The following is a 13,462-nucleotide window of genomic DNA, read 5'->3' on the forward strand; positions in this document are numbered from 1 at the left end:
ACCCCTCGCCATATTCGCGCCCCACCTCGGACTAGTTGCGGTGTGCTTTTCGTCCCGTGGCCAATCCCAGGTGGCCATGTCGGACTCCACCGCACCGGGCCACCGGTCTTTCGTCTGCCCGCCCGGGTCAGGCCGCGGAGCCGCCAGCCTGCGCGGCGGCCGCCGAGGCGGCCGCGGCCGCGGCCCGCTTCTCGCCCTCCGCCTTGGTCCGCTTGACGAAGCGGATCGTCCACAGGGCCAGGCCGCCGAGGGTCCCGTAGATCAGGATCGGGCTCACGGTCACCATGGTGTCGGTGTCCAGGACGTACGACAGGGCGACCCGGACCGCCGCCTCGATCAGGTAGACCACGCCCCAGACCAGGGTCATGCGGCGCTGGGCGCTGCGGAAGCCCTCGTACTGCCACAGGCCGTTGTAGTACGCCACGCCCGCCGGGGTGCCGTCCGTGCCGAACTTCCGGCCGAAGTAGAACATCAGCGGACGCGGCGCGAGGAGCGTGGCCAGGCACAGCAGCCCGAACAGCCCCGTGACGGCGGAGTCCTTGACCAGCAGGGCCCGGGTGGAGTTCGCGCCGATGAGGGAGACGGCGGCGGTGATCGCCAGGAACACCAGGGTGACGATGGCGAACTCGTCCAGCTTGCGCCGCCAGGCCACCATGATGGCGCTGTCGAGGACCGGCCAGGCCCCGCTGACCAGCAGTGCCGAGGCCTCGCTCCAGCCGTGGTCGTCGACGAGGGTGTTGTAGGTGACGATCGGCGCGACCACGCTGAGCGCGATGGTCAGGGCCAGGCCGATGGCCGCGGCTCCGCCGGAGCGTGCGGGAGGTGAGGGCTGTACTGCCGTGGACAAGGTTCCCCCTGGAACGTGCCTGAGTAGTGCGGTAGGGGGACCGTAGGGAACTGTTTATGGCATGTACAAGTCGACACGGCCCAAAATGATCGCCAAACCGTGTGGAGCATCTGATTCCGGGTAACGGGGCGCGCAGCCCCGCCGGTTCACGCGCGCAGGCCCCTGATGACGAGCGCGACGACGGCCTCGAACTCCGAGGTGATCGTGGGGGAGAACCACTCCGTCACGTACTGGGGGTCATGGAAGCGGCCGGTGGCGTCGAAGACGGCGCGCGCGGCGGCCGGTACGTCCGGCGCGGCCAGGGTGCCGGACGCGACCCCCTCGCCGATGATCCGGGTCAGCTGGTGGATCAGCTCCGTCAGGTGGGCGTCGACCACCCCGCTGTTCTCGCCGAGCAGCACCGTGTACGTCGCGAACAGCTCCGGGTCGTCGCCCGCCTTGTGGCGCTTGGCCTCGAAGAGGGCCTCCAGCCAGGACTCCAGTTTGGAGGGCGCGGCCTCGCCCGGTGCCGAGGCGATCCCCTCCAGCATGACCACGCTCTTGGCGAGCCAGCGGTCCGTGACGGCCTCGCGCAGCGCCGCCTTCGAGGGGAAGTGCCGGTAGACGCTGCCGTGGCTGACGCCCAGGGCGCGCGCCACGTCCACCACGGTCGCCTTGGTGGGGCCGAAGCGGCGCAGCACCTCCTCGGTGGTCTCGAGGATGCGCTCGGGGGTCAGGGGCTCGGCAGCAGCGGAGGACATGGGTACGACCGTACCGCCAGCTCAGTGCTCGCTGTCGAGGTGGGCCATCTGCGCCGCCGGATACCGGTCGCCGGAAGCGGAGCCGGCCGGCACCGCCGCCTCGATGGCGGCCAGGTCGGAGTCGGTCAGCTCGACCCGCAGGGAGCCGAGGGCCTCGGCCAGCCGGTCCCGGCGGCGGGCGCCCACCAGCGGCACGATGTCGACCCCCTGGCGCGGGCCCTGGGCGAGCACCCAGGCGATCGCTATCTGGGCCACGCTCACGCCCTTCTCCCCGGCGACCTTGCGCAGCGCCTCCACCAGGTCGAGGTTGCGGCCCAGGTTCTCGCCCTGGAAGCGGGGGCTCATCCCGCGGAAGTCGCCGGGGGCCAGGGCGCGGTCACGGCTGAAGTGGCCGCTGATCAGGCCCCGGGAGAGCACCCCGTACGCCGTCACGCCGATGCCGAGCTCGCGGGCGGTCGGCAGGATGCGGTCCTCGATGCCGCGCGAGATCAGCGAGTACTCGATCTGGAGGTCCGAGATCGGGGCCACGGCGGCGGCCCGGCGCAGGGTGTCCGCGCCGACCTCGGACAGGCCGATGTGCCGGACGTGCCCGGCCTGCACGGCCTCGGCGATGGCGCCGACGGTCTCCTCGATCGGGACGTCCGGGTCCACGCGGGCGATCCGGTAGACGTCGATGTGGTCCCGGCCGAGCCGCTGGAGGGAGTAGGCCAGGAAGTTCTTCACGGCCTCGGGCCGCCCGTCGTACCCGGTGAAGCCGCCCTCGACCGTCCGCAGGGCGCCGAACTTGACGCTGGTCAGCGCCCGCTCGCGGGTGGCGGCCGGGGCGGTCCGCAGGGCCTCGTTGATCAGCAGCTCGTTGTGGCCCATGCCGTAGAAGTCGCCGGTGTCCAGGAGCGTGTTCATGCCCTCGGGGGCGGCTTCCAGGTAGGCGTGGATGGTCGCCAGGGATTCGGTCCGGTCGGCCTCGCCGTAGAGGGCGGACATCCCCATGCAGCCCAGCCCCAGGGGGTAGACGGCCGGGCCGGTGGCGCCGAGGCGCCGGGCGGCGGGGGTGGTGGCGGAGGCGGAGGTGGAGGTGTTCTCGTTCGTGGTCATGGAACAAGAATGGCATGACGGCTGACAGATTTCAATATCTGTCAGCCGTTAGGCTGACGGTGCCACGGAACCGCAGGTCAGGAAGGTGTGCGCCCCGCGGCCGGGGCCTCAGCCCGCCGGAGCCGGCCCGGGCGCCGGCGGGAGCCCGCCGTCCATCCGGGAGCCGGGAGCCTGGCCCGGCGGCTCCTGGCGCGGGGGAGCGGCGGGGACCGGCGGCGACGGCTCCAGCTCCCGGGCCGTCCGCAGCGCGGTGGCGTGCGCCCAGGGGCCGGTGGTGAGCGCCCCGACGACCAGCACGAGGAAGGCGCAGCCCGTGATGATCCACCAGGCGGGCCGGGTCGCCGTCGCGAAGTCCGCGCCGCCCGCCGTCCCGGACGCCAGCACCGCCCCGATCACCGCCACGCCCAGCGCCCCGCCCGTCTGCCGGCTGGTGGAGGCCACCGCGGCCGCCACCCCCGCCTGCGCGCGCGGCATCCCGGACACCGCCGTATTGGTGATCGGCGCGTTGACCAGGCCGAACCCGATGCCGAAGAGCACGTACCCGGTGAACATCAGCGGGGTCGAGGTCTCCGCCGAGAACGCCGCGAACAGCAGCCCGCTCGCCCCCATGGCCACCCCGGACACCAGCAGCGAGGGCCGGGGCCCGTGGCTGGCGACGAGCCGCCCCGAGACCGGCGCGCACAGGAACGCGAACGCGGCCATCGGCAGCATGTGCAGCCCCGCGTCCAGGGCGTTCAGCCCCCGTACCTCCTGGAGGTAGAGGGTGGTCAGGAAGAGGAACCCGGAGAGTGAGGCGAAGGTGCTCACCGCGATCACGGTCGCCCCGCTGAAGGGGGCGCTGCGGAAGAAGCGGGGGTCGATCAGCGGGTCCGTCCGCCGGGACTCGTAGAACACCAGCCCCGCCAGCGCGGCCGCCGCGCCCAGCGCGCACCCGAGGACCGCGGGGGAGCGCCACCCCTGGGCCGGCGCCTCGATGATCGCGTACGTCACCCCGCCCAGCAGCACCACGACCAGCAGCTGGCCCACCGGGTCCGCCCGGCGCGGCCGCTCGGACCGGGACTCCGGCACGAAGCGCAGCGTCAGGGCCAGGGCGATCAGCCCGACCGGCAGGTTGACCCAGAAGATGGACCGCCAGCCCACCGAGTCCACCAGCAGCCCGCCGACCAGGGGCCCGGCCGCCATGGAGATGCCGACCACCGCACCCCACACGCCGATGGCGCGGGCGCGCTCCTTCGGGTCGGTGAAGGTGTTGGTGATGATCGACATGGCGACGGGGTTGAGCATCGCCCCGCCGACGGCCTGGACCATCCGGAAGGCGATCAGCCAGTGCAGGCCGGGTGCCAGCGAGCACAGCACCGAGCCGGCGGTGAAGAGCACCAGCCCCAGGGCGAAGACCCTGCGCCGCCCGATCCGGTCCGCCGTGGCCCCGGCCAGGATCAGCAGCGAGGCGAGGATCAGGGTGTACGCGTCGATGGTCCACTGCATCCCCGAGACCGACGCGTCGAACTCCCGGCGCATCGCGGGCAGGGCCACGTTGAGGACGGTGTTGTCCAGGCTGACGATCAGCAGGCTCATGCAGCAGATCGCCAGGACGACCAGGCGGTGCCGGCGACTCACGTGATCCGTGCCACTCATGTGATGCATACCGCCGATCGTACGAATAAGTAGGGAACGCCGCTGCGGGACAATGGGGGGATGACCACGCTTCCCGCCCCCCTCGCGATCGGCCCGCACACCGTGCAGCCCCCCGTGGTGCTCGCGCCCATGGCCGGCATCACCAACGCCCCCTTCCGGACCCTCTGCCGCGAGTACTCGGGCGGCAAGGGGCTGTTCGTGAGCGAGATGATCACGACCCGCGCCCTGGTCGAGCGCAACGAGAAGACCATGCAGCTGATCCACTTCGACGCGAGCGAAAAGCCGCGGTCGATTCAGCTGTACGGGGTGGACCCCGTGACGGTCGGCAAGGCGGTCCGCATGATCGTCGAGGAGGACCGCGCCGACCACATCGACCTCAACTTCGGCTGCCCCGTCCCCAAGGTCACGCGCAAGGGCGGCGGCTCGGCCCTGCCCTACAAGCGCCACCTGCTGCGCGCCATCCTCCGCGAGGCCGTCGCGGGCGCCGGCGACCTGCCGGTGACGATGAAGATGCGCAAGGGCATCGACGACGACCACCTCACCTACCTCGACGCCGGCCGGATCGCCGTCGAGGAGGGGGTCACGGCCATCGCCCTGCACGGCCGCACCACCGCCCAGCACTACGGCGGCACCGCCGACTGGGAGGCCATCGCCCGGCTCAAGGAGCACGTGCCGGAGATCCCCGTGCTCGGCAACGGCGACATCTGGTGCGCCGAGGACGCGCTGCGCATGGTCCGCGAGACCGGCTGCGACGGCGTGGTCGTCGGGCGCGGCTGCCTGGGCCGCCCGTGGCTCTTCAACGACCTGGTGGCCGCCTTCGAGGGCCGCCCCGAGGACTTCCACAAGCCGACGCTGCGCGAGGTCAAGAGCGCGATGCTGCGGCACGCGCAGCTGCTGGGGGAGTGGATCGGCGACGAGGCACGCGGGGTGATCGACTTCCGTAAGCACGTCGCCTGGTACCTCAAGGGGTTCTCCGTCGGGTCCGAGATGCGCGGGAAGATGGCGGTCGTCTCCTCCCTGGCCGAACTGGACGCTCATCTGAGCGAGCTCGACCTGGACCAGCCGTGGCCCGAGAGTGCGGACGGCCCGCGTGGCCGGACGTCCGGAAACAACCGAGTTGTCCTGCCGGACGGCTGGCTGAAGGATCCGTACGACTGTGCCGGTGTGAGCGAGGACGCCGAGCTGGACACGTCCGGAGGCTGACAAATCGCCCTGTGTGGCGCGTGATATACGCCACGCATGGGAGAGGTTTCGCTCAGATGAGCGCGTAAGTCACGGGTAAGACTTCCAAAGGGTGGCACTGGGTGCCACCCTTTGTGCGTTCAAGAGTTGAACGCAAATGTATCGATGATCGCTCATCCGAGCGGGATCAAGCCTCAAACGACCCCTCCGCCTTCGGGATGTGAACGCTGTTCGTAGGTTCTCATTACCGACCGGTTACTTTCGATACGGTGGCGCACGGGTGGTTACGGCCCCATGACCGCCAAGTGGACGTACCGATAAGCCTTCGATCTGGGTATGTTCCTGGCCGTCAGGGCAGCCACCCGAGTCCTCGAGGAGTCGAGACCCGTGTCGGAAAACAAAGATCAGAAGCTCGTCTACGACTTCACCGAGGGCAACCGGGACCTCAAGGACCTTCTCGGCGGCAAGGGAGCCAACCTCGCCGAGATGACCAACCTCGGTCTCCCGGTCCCTCCCGGCTTCACCATCACCACCGAGGCCTGCAAGGTCTACCTCGAGAGCGGCACGGCCCCGGCCGCGCTGCGCGACGAGGTCAGCGCGCACCTCGCCGCCCTCGAGACCAAGATGGGCAAGAAGCTCGGCCAGTCGGACGACCCGCTCCTGGTCTCCGTGCGCTCCGGCGCCAAGTTCTCCATGCCCGGCATGATGGACACGGTCCTCAACATCGGCCTCTCCGACGAGTCCGTGACCGGCCTCGCCGCCCAGGCCGACAACGAGCGCTTCGCCTGGGACTCGTACCGCCGCCTCATCCAGATGTTCGGCAAGACCGTCCTCGGCGTCGAGGGCGAGCTCTTCGAGGACGCCCTCGACGAGGCCAAGGCCTCCAAGAAGGTCACCGTCGACACCGACCTCGACGCCGCCGACCTCAAGAAGCTGGTCAAGGCCTTCAAGAAGATCGTCGCGAAGGAGGCCGGCCGGGAGTTCCCGCAGGACGCCCGCGAGCAGCTCGACCTCGCCGTCGAGGCCGTCTTCAACTCCTGGAACACCGACCGCGCCAAGCTCTACCGCCGCCAGGAGCGTATCCCCGGCGACCTGGGCACCGCCGTCAACATCTGCTCCATGGTCTTCGGCAACCTCGGCCCCGACTCGGGCACCGGTGTCGCCTTCACCCGCGACCCCGCCACCGGCCACGCCGGCGTCTACGGCGACTACCTGCAGAACGCGCAGGGCGAGGACGTCGTCGCGGGCATCCGCAACACCGTCCCGCTCGCGGACCTGGAGGCCATCGACAAGGCCTCGTACGACCAGCTCATGGCGATCATGACGAAGCTGGAGACCCACTACAAGGATCTCTGCGACATCGAGTTCACCATCGAGCGCGGCCAGCTGTGGATGCTCCAGACCCGCGTCGGCAAGCGCACCGCCGGCGCCGCCTTCCGCATCGCCACCCAGCTCGTGGACCAGGGCCTGATCGACGAGGCCGAGGCCCTCCAGCGCGTCAGCGGCGCCCAGCTGGCGCAGCTGATGTTCCCCCGCTTCGACGAGGGCGCCAAGACCACCCTCCTGGGCCGCGGCATCGCCGCCTCCCCGGGCGCGGCGGTCGGCAAGGCCGTCTTCGACTCGTACACGGCCGTCAAGTGGTCGCGTTCCGGCGAGAAGGTCATCCTGATCCGCCGCGAGACCAACCCCGACGACCTCGACGGCATGATCGCCTCCGAGGGCATCCTGACCTCGCGCGGCGGCAAGACCTCGCACGCCGCCGTCGTCGCCCGCGGCATGGGCAAGACCTGCGTCTGCGGCGCCGAGGACCTCGACGTCGACACCAAGCGCCGCCGGATGACGGTCGGCGGGCAGGTCATCGAAGAGGGCGACGTCGTCTCCATCGACGGCTCCACCGGCAAGGTGTACCTCGGCGAGGTACCCGTCGTACCGTCCCCGGTCGTCGAGTACTTCGAGGGCCGCATGCACGCCGGTGCCGACGACGCCGACGAGCTCGTCGGCGCCGTGCACCGGATCATGGCCTACGCGGACCGCGTCCGCCGCCTGCGGGTGCGCGCCAACGCCGACAACGCCGAGGACGCGCTGCGCGCCCGCCGCTTCGGCGCCCAGGGCATCGGCCTGTGCCGCACCGAGCACATGTTCCTCGGCGAGCGCCGCGAGATGGTCGAGCGCCTGATCCTCGCGGACACCGACTCGGAGCGCGAGGAGGCACTCAGTGCCCTCCTGCCGCTGCAGAAGAAGGACTTCGTCGAGCTGTTCGAGGCGATGGACGGCCTGCCCGTCACCGTCCGCCTCCTGGACCCGCCGCTGCACGAGTTCCTGCCCGACATCACCGAGCTGTCCGTGCGCGTCGCCCTCGCCGAGTCCCGCCAGGACGCCAACGAGAACGACCTGCGCCTGCTCCAGGCCGTGCACAAGCTGCACGAGCAGAACCCGATGCTGGGTCTGCGCGGCGTCCGCCTCGGCCTGGTCATCCCCGGCCTGTTCGCCATGCAGGTCCGCGCGATCGCCGAGGCCGCCGCCGAGCGCAAGAACGCCAAGGGCGACCCGCGCGCCGAGATCATGGTCCCGCTCGTCGGCACCGTGCAGGAGCTGGAGATCGTCCGCGAGGAGGCCGACGCGATCATCGCCGAGGTCGAGGCCGCCACCGGCACCAGCCTCAAGCTGACCGTCGGCACGATGATCGAGCTGCCGCGCGCCGCGCTGACCGCCGCCCAGATCGCCGAGGCCGCGCAGTTCTTCTCCTTCGGCACGAACGACCTGACCCAGACGGTGTGGGGCTTCTCCCGCGACGACGTCGAGGCCAGCTTCTTCACCGCCTACCTGGAGAAGGGCATCTTCGGGGTCTCGCCCTTCGAGACCATCGACAAGGACGGCGTCGGCTCCCTCGTGCGCCACGCGGTCGAGCAGGGCCGGGCCACCCGCCCCGACCTCAAGCTCGGCGTCTGCGGCGAGCACGGCGGTGACCCCGAGTCGGTGCACTTCTTCCACGAGGTCGGCCTCGACTACGTCTCCTGCTCGCCCTTCCGGATCCCGGTGGCGCGCCTGGAGGCCGGCCGTGCCGCCGCCGAGGCCAAGGGCTCCGACAGCCGCTGAGCCCGGCCCCCTGACAGCGCCCGCCCCCGGTTCCCTGACTGCCGGGGGCGGGCGCTTCCATCTCCGGGGAAGCCCCCCGCGCCTCACCCGGCCGGGTTTCGCGAATATTCAACGAACTCATTACGGCGCCAGGCGGCGGACGGATCCCCACCCGTCCGCCGCCTGCCGCCTATCCGCCAGGCACGTCGGCGCTTCCCGGTGCGACCGACCGCCAGGCCCCGCAAAGCCCCCCACGGCCTTCACGGAGCGTTTCGGTCGCGCCGGAGTGTGCCTGGCGGAGTACAGGATTTCGCTTGTCACGCCCCTGCCGAAAGGGGTTTCAACTGTGGCCGAAAGGGCGTGGTGACCACGTGTGACGGCATGCATACTCATGGGGCGGGGGGATTGCGGTTGCACAGGTGGGGGTTCGGTGCTTCGTATCCATTTCACTGGAGTGGACCTGGCACGCGTACGGATGGCAGGGCGTCCCGATGCGTTGTGGGAAACGATTCTTAGTTTTCATCGCTTAAGAGACCGGCGTGACGCCCGGCTGTTCGGCGAATGGCGTACGGAAGCCCGGAGCCGGTTGAATGGTGAAACAAGGCTCCTGAGCGCCCTCATACCGGCTCGCGGCTATTTCCCCGATTTCCTGACCCCCTCCGAGGGCCAGTACGGGTGGGACGTGGGCCTCGACGCCCTGCGCGGGCTGCGCGCGGACCGGCTGCGCCACGAGCTCTCGCTCGTGGGCGCGGGCGCCGCCGCGGGCTTCGGCGCGGCCTTCGGGACCCCGCCGCCGACCCGGCTGCGGGAGTTCATGGACGGCGGCACCAAGTACCTGCCCCGGCTGCTGGGAGAGCTGCGCGGCTACCACCGGGCGGCCGTGGAACCGTACTGGACGCACATCCAGGCCCAGATCGAGGCCGAGCGGGCCGCGCGCGGCCGTGCCCTCCTCGACGGGGGCGCGGACGAGCTGCTGGCCTCCCTGCCGCCGATGCTGCGCTGGCGGGCCCCGGTGCTCGAATGCGAGTACCCGGTGGACCGGGACGTACGGCTGCGGGGGCGCGGGCTGCTGCTCCAGCCGTCGTTCTTCTGCCGGCGCACCGCGGTGACCCTCCACGACCCGCAGCTGCCGCCCGTGCTGGTCTACCCGGCCGCCGCCCAGCTGGCCTCCGCCGGCGCGGGCGGGGAGGCCGCCCGGCCCGCCGAGGAGCAGCGCCAGCGCACCCTCGGCAAGCTGGTGGGCCACACCCGCTCGGTGGTGCTGCGGGCCATCGGCGACGGGGCCACCACCAGCGAACTGGCCCGCCGCGCCGGGGTCTCCCTGGCCTCGGCGAGCCAGCACGCCTGCGTGATGCGCGAGGCGGGCCTGGTGACCACCCTGCGCCACGGCAACGCCGTCCTGCACACGGTGACCCCGCTGGGCGCGGCCCTCCTCAAGGGCGGCGCGGTGGTCTCCTGAAGGATCGGTTCCGCAGGGTGGGCGACGGCCGGCAGGGCCGCCGCCCACCCCGCGGAAAAAACTTCCGCGAGGAGCGATGAGTTCGCGCGCCGCCCCCGGTCTACCCCTCGAAAGCACCGCACGGGACGTGCGCCGCCAGAGAGAAGAGGCACCGGGATGTCCGCCACCATGATCTTCGTCAACCTGCCCGTCAGCGACCTGGAGGCCACCAAGGCGTTCTGGGGCAAGCTCGGCTACTCCTTCAACGCCCAGTTCACCGACGAGAACTGCGCCTCCATGCCCATCACCGACACCATCGTCGCGATGTTCCTGACGCAGGCCCGCTACAAGGACTTCACCCACAAGGCCATCGCGGACGCGCGGACCACCTCCGAGGTGCTGCTGTGCCTGAGCGCCGAAAGCCGCGCCGCGGTCGACGAGCTGGTCGACGGTGCCCTGGCGGCCGGGGCCACCGAGCCCCGCCCCGCCCAGGACCACGGCGTCATGTACGGCCGGGCCTTCGACGACCTCGACGGCCACACCTGGGAGATCATGTGGATGGACCCGTCCATGGTCCAGGGCTGACCGTCCGCCCTACGAGGTCGCGGCGGTCCGTACCGGGTACGTCCGGACCGCCACCTCCTCGTCGTCCAGGCAGCGCCCCGACTCCAGGTCGAAGCGCTGCTTCAGCAGCGGCGAGGCCACGAACGGCCGGCCCGCCGACCAGCCCACCAGCCCCCGCGACAGCACGTGCGCGCCGGTGAAGGGGTCCTGGTTGCCGATCGCGTACGGGCGCCCCGTGCGGTCGACGAACACCGCCGCCTGGGACCCGTCCGGGAGCAGGGCCGCGACCCCGCGCCCCGGAACCAGCGACGACAGCTCGCACACCGTCAGCCAGCCTTCGGCCACCCGCAGTTCGACGGTCATCGGACGGGACCTCCCGGGGTCAGGACGGCCAGGTCGGGCTTGACCTGATCGCGTTCGGGGACGAACCGCACGGTGGGGTCGGGGGCGCCGGGCGCGTTCACGAAGGACACGAACCGCCGCAGTCGCTCCGGGTCCCGCAGCGTCTCGGCCCACTCGTCGCGGTAGTGCGCCACGTGCTCGGCCATCAGCGCCTCCAGCTCCGCGCACAGCCCGAGCGAGTCGTGCACCACCACGTCCCGCAGGTGGTCCAGGCCCCCCTCCAGCCGCTCCAGCCAGGCCGAGGTGCGCTCCAGCCGGTCGGCGGTGCGGATGTAGAACATCAGGAACCGGTCGATGAGCCGCACCAGTTCGGCGTCGGACAGGTCCTGGGCGAGCAGGTCCGCGTGGCGCGGGACGGCCCCGCCGTTGCCGCCGACGTAGAGGTTCCACCCGCCGGCCGTCGCGATCACCCCGAAGTCCTTGCTCCGCGCCTCCGCGCACTCGCGGGTACAGCCGGACACGGCCGACTTCAGCTTGTGCGGGGCCCGCAGGCCCCGGTAGCGCAGCTCCAGGTCGATGGCCATCCGCACGCTGTCCTGGACCCCGTAGCGGCACCAGGTCTGCCCCACGCAGGACTTCACCGTCCGCAGGGCCTTCCCGTACGCGTGCCCCGACTCGAATCCGGCGTCGACCAGCCGTGCCCAGATCCTCGGCAGCTGGTCCACGCTCGCGCCGAACAGGTCGATGCGCTGGCCGCCGGTGATCTTCGTGTAGAGGCCGAAGTCGCGGGCCACCTCGCCGATCACGATCAGCTTCTCGGGGGTGATCTCACCGCCGGGGATGCGCGGGACGACCGAGTACGAGCCGTTGCGCTGCAGGTTCGCCAGGAAGTGGTCGTTGGTGTCCTGGAGGGCGGCCTGCTCCCCGTCGAGCACGTAGCCGCTCGCGCCCACGACGGGGGCCAGGGAGGCGATGATCGAGCCGACGGCGGGCTTGCAGACCTCGCAGCCCTCGCCGCCGCGCGCCTGAGCGTGGCCGTGACCGTCGAGGAGCTCCCGGTAGGAGGCCAGGCGCCGGGTGCGGACGATCTCGTACAGCTCCGGGCGGGTGTACGGGAAGCAGCCGCACAGCCCCGGGTCGGCGGCGGCCGGAAGCAGCCGGCCGATCACCTTGAGGCAGCCGCCGCAGCCCGTACCGGCCTTGGTGCACTTCTTGACCTCGGGCAGGGTGGAGCAGGCCGTGATGGCCTTCTTGGTGACGTTGTGGCAGGAGCAGATCACCGCCGTGTCCGGCAGCGCGGACGGGCCCAGCGGGGTGGCGGGCCCCAGCCCGGCGGGCAGGACCAGCTGCTCGGGGGCGACCGGTGGGACGCTGCCGGTGAGCGGGCGCAGCAGCCCGTACGCGTCGGCGTCGCCGACGAGGACCCCACCGAGCAGGACCCCGTCGCCGGACATGACGAGCTTCTTGTAGATCCCCGACCGGGAGTCGGACCAGACGACGTCCAGGCTGCCCTCGGCCGCGCCGTGCGCGTCGCCGAAGGAGGCCACGTCCACGCCGAGCAGCTTCAGCTTCGTGGACAGGTCGGCGCCGGTGAACTCGCTTTCGCGGCCCAGCAGGTCCTCGGCGGCGGTCTCGGCCATCTCGTAGCCGGGCGCGACCAGGCCGTAGACCCGGCCGTCGACGGCCTGGGCGCACTCGCCGATCGCGTACACGTGCGGGTCGGAGGTGCGGCAGCGGGCGTCGACGGAGATCCCGCCGCGTTCGCCGACGGCCAGGCCGCAGTCCCGGGCGAGCCCGTCGCGGGGGCGGACCCCGGCGGAGAAGACGACGAGGTCGGTGTCGACGGTGGACCCGTCGGAGAGGCTCATCCCGGTGACGCGGCCGTCCTCGCCGGTCAGCACGGCCTGGGTGCCGACGCCGGTGTGCACGGTCAGGCCCATGGACTCGATGGTGCGCAGCAGGGCCGCGCCGCCGCCCTCGTCCACCTGGACGGGCATCAGCCGGGGTGCGAACTCCACGATGCGGGTGGTGAGCCCGAGGCCCTGGAGGGCCCCGGCCGCCTCCAGCCCGAGCAGGCCGCCGCCGACGACGGCGCCGGTGGTCCGGGTCCTGGCGTACTCCTCGATCGCGAGGAGGTCCTCGATGGTGCGGTAGACGAAGCAGCCCGGGGCGTCCCTGCCGGCCACGGGCGGGACGAAGGGGTGGCTGCCGGTCGCCAGGACGAGGACGTCGTACGGGAAGACGCGTCCGGAGCGGGAGGTGACCGTACGGGCCTCGCGGTCGACGCTCTCGGCGGGGTCGCCCAGGTGCAGTTCGATGCCGTGCCCGGCCATGAAGCCGGCCGGGGTGAGGGAGAGCTCCTCGGGGCTGCGGCCGGAGAAGTACGAGGTGAGGTGCACGCGGTCGTAGGCGGGCCGGGGCTCCTCGCAGAGCACGGTGACGCGGTGCGTGGCGGTGGCCCCGCGTTCGGCGAGCGCCTCCAGGTAGCGCTGGCCGACCATGCCGTGCCCGATGAGCACGATCGCGGGCAGGGGCTCGGTCATG

At 71.5% G+C, this 13,462-nt stretch carries 10 protein-coding genes; 4 read left to right on the forward strand and 6 right to left on the reverse strand.

Features of this window, described 5'->3' with window-relative positions; translation table 11 throughout:
• Nucleotides 1–127 precede the first annotated feature (127 nt).
• From ABT403_RS26475 to ABT403_RS26490, 4 genes are all read right to left on the reverse strand, one after another.
• Nucleotides 128–847 carry a VC0807 family protein gene (locus ABT403_RS26475; protein ID WP_344155961.1) on the reverse strand — a complete coding sequence of 240 codons (720 nt, stop codon included), beginning with the start codon at nt 845–847 and terminating at the stop codon, nt 128–130.
• Between the two features lie 146 nt (nt 848–993).
• Entirely contained in the window at nt 994–1,587 is a 594-nt protein-coding gene (locus tag ABT403_RS26480) for a TetR/AcrR family transcriptional regulator (protein ID WP_344155958.1), read from the reverse strand.
• 21 nt (nt 1,588–1,608) lie between these two features.
• A complete protein-coding gene (locus ABT403_RS26485) occupies nt 1,609–2,682 on the reverse strand; it encodes an aldo/keto reductase (protein ID WP_344155955.1) in 1,074 nt (357 codons plus the stop codon).
• 108 nt (nt 2,683–2,790) lie between these two features.
• Nucleotides 2,791–4,317 (reverse strand): MFS transporter, encoded by a 1,527-nt coding sequence (locus ABT403_RS26490; protein ID WP_425580160.1) that lies wholly within the window; start codon nt 4,315–4,317, stop codon nt 2,791–2,793.
• 60 nt (nt 4,318–4,377) lie between these two features.
• Between ABT403_RS26490 and dusB the strand changes: the two genes are divergently transcribed.
• The 4 genes from dusB to ABT403_RS26510 all read left to right on the forward strand — a co-directional run bounded on the left by dusB (nt 4,378) and on the right by ABT403_RS26510 (nt 10,597).
• The gene (dusB, locus tag ABT403_RS26495; protein WP_344155949.1) at nt 4,378–5,520 is read left to right on the forward strand and encodes a tRNA dihydrouridine synthase DusB; all 1,143 of its coding nucleotides are present in this window, start codon (nt 4,378–4,380) and stop codon (nt 5,518–5,520) included.
• Nucleotides 5,521–5,886: 366 nt separating this feature from the next.
• Entirely contained in the window at nt 5,887–8,595 is a 2,709-nt protein-coding gene (ppdK, locus tag ABT403_RS26500) for a pyruvate, phosphate dikinase (protein WP_344155946.1), read from the forward strand.
• A 409-nt stretch (nt 8,596–9,004) separates the two neighbouring features.
• Nucleotides 9,005–10,033, forward strand: coding sequence for an ArsR/SmtB family transcription factor (locus tag ABT403_RS26505; RefSeq protein ID WP_344155943.1), 1,029 nt, complete (start codon nt 9,005–9,007; stop codon nt 10,031–10,033).
• 156 nt (nt 10,034–10,189) lie between these two features.
• Nucleotides 10,190–10,597: a VOC family protein gene (locus ABT403_RS26510; RefSeq protein WP_344155939.1), complete on the forward strand. Its 408-nt coding sequence runs from the start codon at nt 10,190–10,192 to the stop codon at nt 10,595–10,597.
• 9 nt (nt 10,598–10,606) lie between these two features.
• Here ABT403_RS26510 and nirD read toward each other — a convergent pair whose 3' ends face one another.
• Nucleotides 10,607–10,939, reverse strand: a complete 333-nt coding sequence (gene nirD / locus ABT403_RS26515) for a nitrite reductase small subunit NirD (protein WP_344155936.1) — start codon at nt 10,937–10,939, stop codon at nt 10,607–10,609.
• Nucleotides 10,936–13,461, reverse strand: coding sequence for a nitrite reductase large subunit NirB (gene nirB, locus ABT403_RS26520; RefSeq protein WP_344155933.1), 2,526 nt, complete (start codon nt 13,459–13,461; stop codon nt 10,936–10,938). Before nirB ends, nirD begins: the two co-directional genes overlap by 4 nt.
• Between the last annotated feature and the right edge of the window lies 1 nt (nt 13,462).

Origin of the sequence: Streptomyces sp. NPDC000075 (assembly GCF_040301925.1) — a bacterium.
Taxonomy (GTDB): domain Bacteria; phylum Actinomycetota; class Actinomycetes; order Streptomycetales; family Streptomycetaceae; genus Streptomyces; species Streptomyces polychromogenes.

Excerpts from the sequence above, each read along its gene's own strand:
- nirD (WP_344155936.1), bottom strand. The coding sequence starts at position 10,939 with ATGACCGTCGAACTGCGGGTGGCCGAAGGCTGGCTGACGGTGTGCGAG.
- ABT403_RS26490 (WP_425580160.1), bottom strand. The coding sequence starts at position 4,317 with ATGAGTGGCACGGATCACGTGAGTCGCCGGCACCGCCTGGTCGTCCTG.
- ABT403_RS26510 (WP_344155939.1), top strand. The coding sequence starts at position 10,190 with ATGTCCGCCACCATGATCTTCGTCAACCTGCCCGTCAGCGACCTGGAG.
- nirB (WP_344155933.1), bottom strand. The coding sequence starts at position 13,461 with ATGACCGAGCCCCTGCCCGCGATCGTGCTCATCGGGCACGGCATGGTC.
- ABT403_RS26485 (WP_344155955.1), bottom strand. The coding sequence starts at position 2,682 with ATGACCACGAACGAGAACACCTCCACCTCCGCCTCCGCCACCACCCCC.
- dusB (WP_344155949.1), top strand. The coding sequence starts at position 4,378 with ATGACCACGCTTCCCGCCCCCCTCGCGATCGGCCCGCACACCGTGCAG.
- ABT403_RS26480 (WP_344155958.1), bottom strand. The coding sequence starts at position 1,587 with ATGTCCTCCGCTGCTGCCGAGCCCCTGACCCCCGAGCGCATCCTCGAG.